The sequence below is a fragment of the Sorangium sp. So ce185 genome, assembly GCF_051526825.1.
Lineage (GTDB): Bacteria > Myxococcota_A > Polyangia > Polyangiales > Polyangiaceae > Sorangium > Sorangium cellulosum_D.
The window spans coordinates 1,214,875-1,227,708 of the sequence record NZ_CP150316.1 but is presented as its reverse complement, the minus strand read 5'-3'; the positions used below and the strand labels follow the sequence as shown (position 1 = coordinate 1,227,708).

General features: G+C 75.4%; 7 protein-coding genes. 2 read left to right on the top strand and 5 right to left on the bottom strand.

Features of this window, described 5'->3' with window-relative positions:
* Positions 1-30: 30 nt before the first annotated feature.
* Positions 31-3,930: a protein kinase domain-containing protein gene (locus WMF26_RS04620; RefSeq protein WP_437999287.1), complete on the bottom strand. Its 3,900-nt coding sequence runs from the start codon at positions 3,928-3,930 to the stop codon at positions 31-33.
* 287 nt (positions 3,931-4,217) lie between these two features.
* Here WMF26_RS04620 and WMF26_RS04615 point away from each other — a divergent pair, with 287 nt between their 5' ends.
* Positions 4,218-4,790, top strand: a complete 573-nt coding sequence (locus WMF26_RS04615; RefSeq protein WP_437999286.1) for a hypothetical protein — start codon at positions 4,218-4,220, stop codon at positions 4,788-4,790.
* A 114-nt stretch (positions 4,791-4,904) separates the two neighbouring features.
* Positions 4,905-5,576, top strand: coding sequence for a hypothetical protein (locus WMF26_RS04610; RefSeq protein WP_437999285.1), 672 nt, complete (start codon positions 4,905-4,907; stop codon positions 5,574-5,576).
* A gap of 84 nt (positions 5,577-5,660) precedes the next feature.
* Here WMF26_RS04610 and WMF26_RS04605 read toward each other — a convergent pair whose 3' ends face one another.
* The 4 genes from WMF26_RS04605 to WMF26_RS04590 form a co-directional block, all read right to left on the bottom strand.
* Entirely contained in the window at positions 5,661-8,246 is a 2,586-nt protein-coding gene (locus tag WMF26_RS04605; protein WP_437999284.1) for a bifunctional serine/threonine-protein kinase/formylglycine-generating enzyme family protein, read from the bottom strand.
* A gap of 131 nt (positions 8,247-8,377) precedes the next feature.
* Positions 8,378-9,172: a hypothetical protein gene (locus tag WMF26_RS04600; RefSeq protein ID WP_437999283.1), complete on the bottom strand. Its 795-nt coding sequence runs from the start codon at positions 9,170-9,172 to the stop codon at positions 8,378-8,380.
* Positions 9,173-9,451: 279 nt separating this feature from the next.
* Positions 9,452-10,552, bottom strand: coding sequence for a PAS domain-containing sensor histidine kinase (locus tag WMF26_RS04595; protein WP_437999282.1), 1,101 nt, complete (start codon positions 10,550-10,552; stop codon positions 9,452-9,454).
* 264 nt (positions 10,553-10,816) lie between these two features.
* Entirely contained in the window at positions 10,817-12,349 is a 1,533-nt protein-coding gene (locus WMF26_RS04590; protein WP_437999281.1) for a hypothetical protein, read from the bottom strand.
* Between the last annotated feature and the right edge of the window lie 485 nt (positions 12,350-12,834).

The window sequence follows — 12,834 nt, the reverse complement described above, 5'->3', positions numbered from 1 at the left end:
GTTCAGCGATTGCGCCGTTCGCCCTCGCCGTCACCCGCGCTCGGGCGCGTCGCCGAGCCGCTCCCGCGCGAGCGCGAGCGTCGTCCGGTTCTCCGGGACCGCCTCGAGGAAGCTCACCCGGTAGGCCGGATCCGGGATCGTCCCGGCGATGCGGAGCAGGCGATCCCGCGCCGCGGCGAGCGCCGCCTCGGCCGCGCCGCGCCGCCCCACCGCGTCGAGGCACGCGACGTGCGCGAGCCGGAGCCGGGCGCCCCCGAAGAGCCCGCAGGCGCCGCCCATCGCCTCGACCCGCGCGAGCGCCCCCTCGACCGCCGCGAGCGCCTCGGCGGCGCGGCCCTGCCGCAGGCGCAGCTCCGCGCGCGCCGCGATCGCGCCCGGGCGATCGATGCGGTCCGCCCCCGAGAGCAGCCCGAGCGCGGCGCCGAGCTCGCGGTCGGCGCGCTCGAGCTCCCCCGCGCGGCCGAGGACCTCGGCGAGCAGCCAGCGGCCGCGCCCCTCGTGCGGAGAATGGGACCGCGCGCGCCCGGACGCGATCAGCGCCTCGGCCTGGCGGCGCGCGCCGTCGACATCCCCCCGCTCGAGCGCGGCGCGGACGCGGACGAAGGGCCGGTACGACGACCAGGCCCCGTACTCCTCGTCCGGCCCCGGCACGCAGCCCAGCACCTCCTCCGCGCGCGCCGTCGCGCCCAGGGTCCACAGCACCGTCCCGAGCAGGATCCGGATCGCGCCGGCGCCGCGCGCGTCGTCGACCCGGAGGGCCGCGTCGAGCGCCGCCTGGACGCGCTGGAGCGCGCCCCACGGGTCCTCCAGGGCGAGGAGATGGTCGAACATGAGCGCGGTGTGGAGGAGCGCGGCGGCCCACGGCTCGCGCTCGCCGTGGCGCTCGAGCATCGCGCGCGCCCGCTCGACCAGCTGCCCCCGCTTCGCGACGCCGCCGACGTGGAGCGCGCCGTACAGCCCCGCGAGCAGCGCGAACGCCCCGCTCGCGATCGCGTCCTCCGCCGGCTCCACGGCCACGATCGCGCTCAGGATCGCCTCGAGATCGCCCTCCATGCCGAGCAGGGTCGCGTGCAGCGCCGTCGCCGACGCGCCCTGCATCCACGGCAGGCTGCCCGGCGCCGCCTCGCGCATCACCCGCGTGCCCGCCTGCCTGAGCGCCGCGAGGCCGGCCCTCGGGAGGCGCCACATGGCGAGCTCGCAGCGCAGCCCGAGCAGCGCGAGCTCGACGTCGGCCGGCGCGTCGCCCGCGAGCCCCCGGTCGACGCGCGCGAGCGCCGCATCGACGTCGCCGCCGCGGTGGGCGATCTCGGCGGCGCGCAGCCAGTAGCGCGACGCCCGCGCGCGCTCGCCGCCCCTGTCGAGGTGCTCGGCGAGGACGAGCGGGTCCGCCTCGCCGCGCTCCTCCAGCCAGCGCCCGGCCAGCCGGTGCCCGAGCGCGCGATCCTCGTCGCCGAGCATGGCGTACGCACCCTGCCGCAGGAGCGCGTGCCGGAACCCGAACTCCTCCTCGCCGGGAAACCGGCTCGCCGGCCGCCGCACGAGCAGCTCCGCGCCGGCGAGGAGCGCGAGCCCGTCGCTCACCGGGCGCCCCACGAGCGCCTCGACGCCCGAGGCCCAGCACGCCTCGCCGAACACGCTCGCCGCCCGGAGGAGCAGCCGCGCCTCGGGGCCCAGCCCGTCGAGCCGCGACTGCACCATCGCCACCACGGTGTCGGGCAGCGCCTCGCCGCGGCCCTCCGCCGCCGCGCGGATGAGCTCCTCGAGGTAGAACCCGTTGCCGTCGGCGAGCGCCACGATCCGGTCGAGGGTCTCCTGGGGCGCGCCCTCGCCGAGCAGGAGCCGCGCGAGCCGCTCGCACGCCTTCTTGCCGAGGTCCTTCAGCCGGAGCTCGTGCACGCTCCGCTCCGCCCACAGCCGGGGGAACAGCGCCGTGATCTCCGGCCGCGCGAGCGCGAGGACGAACAGCGGCTCGTCGGCGAGCTGCCGCAGCGCCGCCTCGACGAGGCGCGTGGTCGCGGGGTCGCCCCAGTGCAGGTCCTCGAGCACCAGCACGACCGGCCCCTCCGCGCACGCGGCCCGGACGAGCGCGACGAAGGCGCGCTGCACCTGCTCGCCCAGGATCTGCGCGTCGCGCCGCGCCGCCCGGAGCAAGGGGCTCTCGCCGTCCGGGAACGGCGCGCCGATGAGCTCCCCGACGAACTCCGCGGTCCGGGGCCGCTCCGCCTCCGGCACCCGCCGCGCGACCTGCGCGAGCACCTTGTCCCGCCGCGCCGCGAGCGCCTCGCCCTCCGCGATGCCGCACGCGCCCTCGATCGCCCCGACGAGCAGCCCGTACGGCGCGTCCGCCCGCAGCGGGTCGCCGCGGCCGGTCCAGATCGACGCCCGCGGGGCGCGCTCGGCCGCCCGCCGCAGGAACTCCTGCGCGAGGCGCGACTTGCCCACGCCGGGCGGCGCGATCACGAGGACCGCCCGCGCCGACGGCTCGTCGACGCACGCCGCGAACGCCGCCTCGAGCATGCGGAGCTCGCCGTCGCGCCCGACGCACGGGGTCGGCTTGCCGAGCAGCGCCCGCCCGCCGCCGACGCTCGAGCGCTCGCCGACCAGGAAGAAGCGCTCCTCGTGCTCGCGCACGTCGAACCGCGCGTCGATGAGCCCCACGAGGCCCTCGTCGATCGCGATCGGCCGCGCGTCGCCAGGGCCGGCCGGGCCGCGCGCCGAAATGAGCCGCGCCGCGCGGTCGATGGCGTCGCGCAGGAGGCGCATCCGCCCCGCGGCGGCGCTCCACCCGAGCGCGAGCGCCATGGGCCGGTCGGGGGTCTGCCGGCGCAGCGCGAGCGCCACCCGCGCGGCCTGCCACGCCAGGTCCGTCGCGGCGCCCTGCCCGGCCATGGTCAGCACCGCCGCCCCGCCCGGCAGCGGCTCGACGCGCGCGCCCCACGCCGACGCCTCCTCGACGAGCTGGCTCGGCACGGTCGCGATCTCGGTCGCGACGTTCGCGAAGGCGGACGCGTCGATGGCGCCGATGAGGAGCACCGCGACGGACCGGCGCTCCGTCGCGGTCAGCGCCCCGGGCCGGGACGGCGCCGGGCCGTGCGCGCTCGCGGGGGCGTGCTCGCCGCGCTGGATCGCGAGGAGCGCCTCCGCGGCCTCCCGGCCGTCCCGCGGCCGGGCGTCCGGTCGCTTCGAGAGCATCCGCGCGCACAGCGCCGCGATCGGCTCGGGCACGTCGCCCCGCACGTCCCGCAACCGCGGCGGATCGGCGAAGAGGACCTTGGCCAGGATCGACATGAAGTGATCCCCGCCGAACGCGGGCTCGCCGGTCAGGCACTCGAAGAGGAGGCAGCCGAGCGCGAACACGTCCGCGCGCGCGTCCACCACGTCCCCGCCGCGCGCCTGCTCCGGCGCCATGTACGCGGGCGTCCCGATCACGACGCCGCTCTGGGTCATGCGCGTCCCGCCGGCCCAGGCGACGCCGAAGTCGAGCAGCCGCACGTCGCGGGAGCCCTCCCCGACCAGGAACACGTTGCTCGGCTTGAGATCGCGGTGGACGACCCCGCGGGCGTGCGCCGCGCCGAGCGCGTCCGCCACGCGGCGCGCGATCTCCACGCTCTCGTCCACGCCGAGCGGCCCGCGCCCGAGCCGGCGCGAGAGGTCCTCGCCCTCGAGCCACTCCATCGCCAGGTACAGGGCGCCCGACGGGAGCGCGCCGTGCGCCACGTGCCGCACGATCCCGGGGTGCTCGAGGCCCTCGAGCAGCCGCGCCTCGCGCAGGAACCGCGGCGCGTCGGCGCCGCTCGCGGCGCGCAGGAGCTTGACGGCGACGGCGGCCCCGCGCTGGAGATCCGTGGCGCGGTAGACCTCTCCCATCCCGCCGGTGCCCGCCTGGGCCTCGAGCACGAAACGCCCCGCCACGAGGTCGCCAGGCCGCATCGGGCGAGGAGGGTACGTCCGCGCTCCGGGGCTGTCGAGCGCGCGCGCGGCGCCGGGCGGGGCTCGCGCCGGCGCCGCTTGCGCGAGGCCTGCTCAAGTCGAGCGGGGGTGACGCGATCTGCGGCGCCGGGGCGCGAGGGCTCCCCGGATGCGGCCCGGATGCGGCCCGGATCGCCGCGTCCTCGCCGTGGCACGACGCATGCTCATGCTCCGAAGCGAATCGCCGCGCACGGAGCCGATGTCCCGGCAGAGGGGCGCGCAGGCAACCCTAAACAAGGAGCTTCATCATGATGCGTGCATTGTTTGCTTCGCTGGCCGTCGTGTCGTTCGCTGGTTGCGCCGCGGCGCCCGCAGAGGACGCGGCGGAGGAGGGGCTCTCCCCGATGGATGCGACGGCCGCGGAGGACGAGGTGGACGTCGCCGTGGCCGCCCTCTCCTCGTCGGTCACGTTTCATTCGGAGACGCCGTTCTACATCCCCCCGCACGTCGGCGGCGACGCCGATTTCGGCGGCCACGGGCCGCGCGTCAACCTCGACGTGGAGCTCCACGTCTTCAATGGCAACGAGGTCTGGGCCTCCGTCCACATCGACGCCATCGAGACCAAGAGCGACTGGACGCGCGCCGAGGGGACCGGCTGGTTCCACCTCTACACCGCGCCCGGCACCATCGCCGAGATCCTCAGCCCCACGTACTTCGAGCACGAGTACACCGACACCGACCACGCCCGCGATCTCTACGCCTTCTCGCCCGGAAGCCTCGTGTCCCTGCTCGACTACGTCGGCGATACCAAGGGCAACGAGGCCGGCTCCAGGACCGGCGTCCAGGTCTTCTTCCAGCCCATCACCGTGGGCCTCCTGTGAGGCCCCCCCGGCGCGAGCGGGCCCGGGAGGGCCCGCCGCGCCGGGGGCGCGCCCGGCGAGCGAAGCGGATAGGATTCGGACGTTCCACCCACGAGACGAGGAGATCATCGAACCATGAGCACTGGATCGGGCACGGGCGAGCTGGATATCAAGAGGGGAGACCTCTTGCCGAAGGAGCCGGAGGAGACGGAGCAGCCGGACGAAACACAGATCCCCATCGACTCGAAGCTCCGCTTCATCGAGGCGAGGACCGAGACCCCGCTCCTCCAGGTGGCCGTGACGGGGTCGAACCCTCCCCCCGGATACACGGCGATGACCGAGTACTGGTCGAGGCGCGGCACCCTGAAGACGAGCGCGATGATCCTGGAGTCGATCGGGTTCGCGAACCGCTCGGGATCGGCCGGGTACCCGAAGGAGTTCCATGACTGGCTCGCCGGGGGCAGCCTCCTCGCGACCGCTCAGGAGGTGTCGGCGCAGCAGTGGGTCCAGGGCGTCCACCAGCCGGCCTCTCCGAACAGCGCGTTCTATTGGGCCGCCGATCCGGACGCGCCGAGCACGCGCCGGATCGGCCTCCTCCTGGAGCTCGGGAGCGCCGGCGAGCTGCTCAACGTGGTCTGGTACAAGACGAGGCAGCCCACGGGCGGCCTGATCTTCCAGAAGGCCCCGAGCAGGCTGACCTTCACGCTGCTGGTCGTGGGCGAGGAGAGAAAGCAGTCGACCGATCCTTACGACATCGACGCTCAGTGCACCTGGTACTACTACCGTGGCGAGATGAGATCCGTGTGAGCGGCGCGCGCGCCTCCCGCCGCGCCCCGGCCGCGGCGGCGGCGCGCCCGGACAGGCCTCCTGCGCAGGGCGGCGGCGGGCCGCTCACCGCGGCGCCGAGCGCGCCAGCCTGAACCCGATCCCCCCGAAGCGATCCCCGGGCTTGCCCGCGAAGCGCCCGGCCGCGCGGCAGAGGTTCGGCGACGTCGACCACGCGCCGCCCCGCGCCGCGCGGAAATCCGGGTCGCCGTCGTCGGCCGGATCGAGCAGCACGATCCCCTCGTCGGTGCGCGTCCCCTCGCGCTTCCACGCGTTGACGCACCAGTCCCGCACGTTGCCCGCCGCGCCGCGCAGGCCATGAGGGCTCTCGTCCAGCGGGAAGTCGTCGACCGGGCGGCGGCCGGCGACGCCCTCGTGGCTACCAAGCATGCACCCCCAGGTCGGCTCCAGGAAATCCCCCCAGGGCATGCAGCGGCCGTCGACGCCCCGCGCGGCCTTCTCCCATTCGAGCTCGTTCAGGAGGCGCCACGGCGCGCCGGTCTCGGCGGCGTACCACGCGGCGTAGCGCATCGCCGCCCGCCAGTGGACGAAGGCGACCGGCATCCGCGGCTCCTCCTGGACGTCGGTCGGGATGAGCCCGAGCCGGAAGCGGCCGTCGTCGCCCCGCTCGAACCGGAGCGAGTCCGGGCCCGCGTCCGAGGCGGCGCGGCCCAGCGAGAGGCGCGGGCAGCACTCGAGCGCCTCGGCCTCGCGCCCGCTCGCCACGAGCGCGTTGAGGAAGGCGAGGTACTCGGCGTTGGTGACCGGGTGCCTCCGGACGATGAAGCCGTCGCACCAGAGCCGGCGCCGGGGGAGGCTGTCGCCCGCGTCGGGATCGCCGCCGGAGACGAACCAGCCGGGCGGCACGTAGAGGTCGTCGTCGCCGAGCTCGCCGAGCCGGAGGAGGCGGACCGGGTGCGGCGCCCTCCCGCCGGGCCGGACGCCGTCCCAGGGCCGCCCGCGCTCGATGAGCACGGGATAGCTGGCCTCGTGGTGCCCCGGCGCGCGCAGCTTGAGGAGGTAGCTCCCGCGCGGGAGCGCCACCCCGCGGAGCGGCGTGGGGCCGAGCTCGCGCGCGTGCTCGGGCACGAGCCGGCGGTCGCGCTCGACATAGCGGTAGAGCGAGGCCTCCGCCCCCTCCGGCTCGGTCGACAGCGAGAGCGCCCCGTCGCCGGCGAGCAGCACCGCGTGGCGGCCGCGGTCGTGCTGCCGGAGGAGCGCCTCGGCGCGCGCCGCGCCCCGGGCGTCCCGCGCCTGCTCGGCCTCGATGAGCTCCTCGGCGTGGTGGTCGGCCAGCGCCTCGTGCGCCTCGCGGAGATCCGGCGCCTCGTTCAGCGCCGCGCGGAGCAGCTGCATCCACTCGACCTGGCCGAGCGACGCCTCCCGCTCGAGGTGCTCCGCCTCGTCCTCGAGCCGCCACCCGCGCGCCTTCAGCTCGGCGGGATCGAACGAGCTCAGGCCGTCGAGCAGGGCCCGCGCCTCGGCGCGCAGCGCCCGCGCGCGCGCCCGGATGGCCGCGATCTCCGGCTGGATCGCGCGCGCCTTGTCCACGATCGCGAGCGCGCGCTCGCGCCGTCGCGCGCCGTCGAGCCAGCTCCGGACGTCGGCGGCGAGCGCGCCCGCGTCGGGGTGGCGGGCCTCCGGAGCGAGCGCCATCGCGCGGGCGCAGATGGCCGCGAGCTCCGCGGGCACCTCGTGCGGGGCGCGCTCTTCGACCGGCGTGAGCCCGCCGGTGAGGAGCGCGCTCCAGACCGCGGCGAGCTGGCCGCCGTACGGGTGGCGCCCGGCGAGGATCTCGTAGAGCACGACGCCGAGCGCGTAGACGTCGCTCGCCGCGCCGAGGCGATCGCCCTCGCCGCGCGCCTGCTCCGGGGCCATGTAGAGGAGCGTGCCCAGCACCTCGCCGGGTTGCGTGAGCGGGGCCGCTTCGAGGGCGTCCCCCGCGCCGGCGGCCCCGGGCGACGCGCGCAGCGGCGCGGCGGGCCGCGCGAGGCCCCAGTCCATCACGAGGACCTCGCCGAACTCGCCGATCATCACGTTGGCCGGCTTGAGATCGCGGTGCATCACGCCGCGGCTGTGCGCGTAGGCCACGGCCTCGCAGACGCGGAGGAACGTGTCGACCGCCCGCCGCAGCGCCGCCGGCGAGAGGCTCCCGCCGCCGGCCGCGTACAGCTCGTCGAGCACCTCGCCCAGGGTGCGCCCGCGCACCTCCTTCATCGTGAACCACAGCCGCCCATCGGCGAGCGCGCCGCAGTCGTGCACGGGCACGATCCCCGGGTGCTGGAGCTCCGCGGTCAGCCGCGCCTCGGCGAGGAAGCGGGCGCGATCGAGCGTCGCGTCGCGCGCCTCGGACGACTGGATCTTCATCGCGAGCACGCGCCCCATGATCCGGTCGCGCACGCGGCGCACCTCGCCCATGCCCCCGCGCCCGATGCAGCCGAGGTCCTCGTAGCGCTCCTCCGCGGAGAGGGGCTCGGGCGCCGCGACGGGGACGGGCGGCCGCTCGGGCGCCGGCGAGGCCGGGGACACGCGCAGCCGGAACGTGACGTCCGACGCGGCGCCGGCCGGCGGCACGTCGCCCGACTCGTCCGGGCTCGCCGCGCCGTACGCTGGCAGCGTCATCTCCATCTGCTCGCGCTCGCTGCGGCTCATGATCCGTCACTCCGCGGATCCCGCCCGGGAAGCGCTCCGGGCCGAGGTCCGCGCCGACCCTATCGTCGAGGCGCGCAGGCCTCAAGCCGCGAGGGACAGTCGGCGCACGGCGGCCCGGATCCGGCGTCGCTTCACGAGCCCAGCACGACGCCGACCCCGCCGGTGAAGCCGAGCTCGAGCGAGGCGCTGCTCTGGAGAGCCCCGCCTCGTGAGCTCTCGAGGCGGGTGAGCCGGAGCACGAGCTCCGGGGCCATGTGCAGATAGATGTGCTCCCAAGGCTGGTAGACGAGCCCGACGTCGGCGACGCCGATCCACGCGTTCATCACGGAAGCGTCGCCTGCCGACCGGACCGGGTCGGCGCGGGTGCCGGCGTACCCGAACCCCGCGCGCGGCCACAACGAGAACTGCTCGTTCAGCGCGAACACGTACCCGACGCGCGGCACGACGGAGAGCGTGAAGGCCTCGGCCTCCATCGAGGTCGTCCCCCCGCCCGCCACGGACAGGCGGGCGTCGTAGCTGGCGTACGAGAAGCCGATCGTGCCCCCGATGGAGACCCCGTCGGCCACGAACACGTCGACCGAGGGCGAGACCCAGACCGTGCGGGAGGTGGCGGCGAACCCGTCCTCGTCGGCGCTGCGGTCGTCCGAGAACGTAAAGCCGATGAGCCCCGTGTACCCCGTGGCTCCCCAGACGGTGTCGGAAGGCCCCCCGGCGACCATGTTCGGTCCGAGGTGGCCGCCTTCGGTGGTCACCCCGACGACGTTGTCGAAGGCGACCTGCCCGCGCCCCCCGAAGCGGCGCTCCGCGGGGGCGCCCGCGCGCGCGCCGGCGTCCTCGGCGCGGGCGGCGCCGGCCGCGGAGAACGTCGCGAGCACGAACATCAGAGCGACGAGCCGGATGCGACGGATACGGTCACTCTCCATCATGATTCTCCTCTCGATGGCCGAGGCCAGCGGCCTTGGACCACCCTGGATTGACGAGCGCAGCTCGGCGCGCCCCGCCGGAGACCGCTCGGGCGACGGCGCTGCGCCTCCCCCGGTCCGCCGCAGTCAACGCCGGACAGCCGCGCTGACTTTCTGCCATGTTGTCAATCGCTCTCGAGGGCTCGAATCCGACGCACGCGCGACACCGCTCCTCCCAAGGCGCCTCCGCCGCTCGCCAGGGGCCTTATTTCCGCGCGCGGCGCGGCGGGCGGCGGCCCCTGGTCAGCCCGGGTCCTGCGGATCTTGGTACGGGCTCGCGTCGAGGGGCAGCTCCAGGGCGAACGTGGTCCCGCGCTCGGCGTCGCTCTCCAGCCTCACCCTTCCGCCGTGCGCCTCGGCGCACCCGCGCAGGAACGCGAGGCCGAGCCCCCACCCGCGCGGCACCGCCTCGGACGCGCCGGCCCGGAAGAACGGCGCGAACACGCGCGCCTGGTCGTCGGGCGGGATCGCCGGGCCCTCGTTGTGCACCGCCACGACGGCGAGCCCCGCCGCCGCCTCGACCGTGATCGCGACCGGCGCTCCCTCCGCCCCGTGCTGGAGCGCGTTGCTCACCAGGATCCCGATCGCGCGGCGCAGCTCCTCCGCGCCCCAGACCCCCCGGACGCACGCCTCCCCCTGGACGACGAGGCGCTGGTCGTGGAAGGCCGAGAGGTCGTCGGCGACCGCGCGGGCGATCGCGGCGAGATCGCACGCGCCGAGCGAGAGCGGCAGCCTGTGGCCGGCCTGGAGCCGCTGCACCTCCCGGAGAACGCGGATCATCTCGTCCATGCGCCTCAGGCTGCGGACGATCCGGCCGGCGAGCCGCTTCGTGTCGTGCTCCGCCCGGGCCAGCTCGAGGCTCTCCGCGTAGAACATCGCCGCGGTCAGCGGGCTCCGCAGGTCGTGGGTGATGCGCGACAGGACCTGCTCGCGGCGCCGCTCGAGCTCGGCCTCCTGGACGCGCGCCGCGGCCTGCTCGGTGGTGTCGAGGATCTGCACGAGCAGCCCCCGCGGGCGCGCCTGCTCGTCGAGGAGCGGCGCCGCGATCGCGGTGCCGTGGAACGCGCTCCCCCCGGAGGACGCGAACGCGATGTCCGCCGCGACGTCGGTGACGCCGTCCCGGATCACGCGATCGAGCAGCCCCGCCAGGCCTTCTGCCTGCCGAAACAGATCGGTGAGGGGAACCCCCGAGAGCTCGCCGAGCGGCAGGGCGGAGAGCCCGCAGAACGCCGGGTTCGCGTAGAGGACGAGGTGCTGTTCCGTCGCGGTCAAGACCGATGGGAGCCGGGACCGCTCGACCGCGGGCTGGTGCTGGCGAGCGAGGCCCACGTCGGCGTCAGCCATCGGCGTCCCTTCCCGCCGCGCAGCGCGCGCCGGGCGCGTCGCCCGCGCGAGGGATGGCCGCGTCGAGGGCTGGCGTCGCGTTGCTCGTCATCTCCACATCAGCACATCTACTACGGAAGTGCGCGACGGGAAGCGGGGCTCGAGCCCGGACGAACGCTCGTCCGGACTCGAGGATGGCAGTCTCAGCAGCCGTGATCTGCCGAGCTCGCCGGAGGGCGCCGGGCGCGCGGGCCAGCGTGCGTTGGCGTCGGAGATGGGAGGAAATCAGCCGCGCATCGCGGCGGTCGCCTGGGGCCGCAGCGCCGGGCGCGGCCGCTTGGCGACCTCGGCCTTCCGGGGCACCGAGGGCCGAGCGTCGGCCCTCCAGGGCTGGAAGCGCTCGTCCTTCCACATCAGGAGGCCGCCCGACAGGGGCGCGTCGGGGGCCGCGCCGTCCTCGGAGCGCAGCCAGACGAGCGGGCGCGCCTCGAAGACCGGCTTCGTGCACGCGATGTCCTCGAACGCCGCCGACCAGGAGCCGGTGTTCCCGAAGAACACCCCGTCTTCCCAGCTGCCCTCCGGGTTGTGGGTGTGCCCGAAGACCACGGCCTTCGCGCGGTGCGCCCGCGCCACGCGCCGCGCCGCCCCGTTCACGCCCTGCCAGACCGCGTCGAGCGTGGGCTTCGGGACCGCGCACTCGTAGGCGACGAGGAGCGTCGGGGCGAGCAGGACCGCCGGCGCGAGCCCTTCCGGCATCCACCACAGACACGCGAGCGCCGCGATGAGCCCGACGAGCACGAGGCCGAGCCGATCGAGCCAGAGCTCGCGGGCCACCCGGCCGAGGCAGTCCTCGGCGGGCCGCGCGAACAGCCGCGCGTGCTTCACCACCGCGGGGAACGGCGCGCCCGTCTCGCGGGCGGCGGCGGCCAGATCGGCGCGCCGGAGCGCGCGGCGGCACGGGTCGCGGCGGCGCACGAGCTCGAGCATCGTGCGCAGCGCGCCCACGGCGAACGCCAGGACGAGCGACCTGCCCGAGAACAGGTAGTACCGCGCCCAGTGGGAGAGATACCCGAAGCCGGAGAGCATGAACGACGAGTCGACGTGCGGGTTGAAGTACCCCATGCGCGACACGAGCAGGCGGCTCACGAGCGAGCCCATGGTCGGCTGGATCTCCCCCCGCTTGCGGCCGAACGGCGCCATCGGGTAGCGGTAAGAGCAGTACGAATCGTACTGATTGCCGTGCTCGACGACGACGCCGTCGCGCGTGCGGTGGAACCAGGCGCGGAAGACCACCCGCGCCTCGAGCGCCGCGCGGCGCTCGATGGCGGCGCTCGCCGCGGGGGCGCCGTCGCGGGCGGCGAGCGCGTGCACGGCGGCGTCGACGACGCGCCGCCTCACCGCGTCGCGCACCTCGGGGAGCGTGAGCTGGATGTCGTGGTTGCCCGCCACGAACACCACCGTGTGCCCGTCCGCGACGACCCGGCCGACGGCCGCGACGAACACGGGGTGGTCACGGAGGATGGCCTCCATCGCCGGCACGGCGTGCTCGGCGGTGCGCGGCAGGTCGTGGACCACGCTCTCGTTGTCGATCACGCGCGGCGCGTCCAGGTCGAAGATGTCGCCGTTCAGGACCAGCGTGAGCTCATCACGCTGCGTGTCGAGCCCACCGGAGCCGCCCGTCCCCTTCCGGATCTCTCCTCGGAGGGCGTCGAGCATCGCCGCGATCTCCCCGTCCGGGGAGTACGGCGCCTGCCGATAGCGCATCCAGAGACCGGCGGTCGGCTCGAGCTCACATAGATGGATGTCTGATATAGCCACCGTGTGATGCATCGGCCGGGAAACTGACATATCCACATTTCCACGCCAGCCACGGGACCGTCAAGACTTGGTGTCATGGGCCGTGAGGCGCGCCCCGGCGGCGTTCGCCCGGAGCGTGATTTCACGGTTCGATCGCGCTCTGCACACCTGTTCGCCACGGTGCATCCCTGTGAATGTCGCGAGCTCGCCACATGCGCTGTCGGGGCGCGGTGGCGCAACGTGCATTAAGGACCACCTTCAGGGATTCTCATCGGGCGAGCGGATACCATCGGTTGTGGGTCCATCGGGCCGGCACCCCCTCCGTTGGGGTCGCCCCCGGGACGCGCGCGGATCCGGCGCGCGGCGGGCGGCCACGGCCCTGGGCGGGGCGGGCGGGCGGATCGGCGGCGGCGCCGGCGATCTGCCCGCGCCCGCCCGCCGGGGTGGGCGGGCTCGCTGCGCGGGCGGCTGGTACGGTGCACACTGGCGGGGCAAGGTGGACGCTC

Excerpts from the sequence above, each read along its gene's own strand:
- WMF26_RS04620 (WP_437999287.1), bottom strand. The coding sequence starts at position 3,930 with ATGCGGCCTGGCGACCTCGTGGCGGGGCGTTTCGTGCTCGAGGCCCAG.
- WMF26_RS04615 (WP_437999286.1), top strand. The coding sequence starts at position 4,218 with ATGATGCGTGCATTGTTTGCTTCGCTGGCCGTCGTGTCGTTCGCTGGT.
- WMF26_RS04610 (WP_437999285.1), top strand. The coding sequence starts at position 4,905 with ATGAGCACTGGATCGGGCACGGGCGAGCTGGATATCAAGAGGGGAGAC.
- WMF26_RS04605 (WP_437999284.1), bottom strand. The coding sequence starts at position 8,246 with ATGAGCCGCAGCGAGCGCGAGCAGATGGAGATGACGCTGCCAGCGTAC.
- WMF26_RS04600 (WP_437999283.1), bottom strand. The coding sequence starts at position 9,172 with ATGATGGAGAGTGACCGTATCCGTCGCATCCGGCTCGTCGCTCTGATG.
- WMF26_RS04595 (WP_437999282.1), bottom strand. The coding sequence starts at position 10,552 with ATGGCTGACGCCGACGTGGGCCTCGCTCGCCAGCACCAGCCCGCGGTC.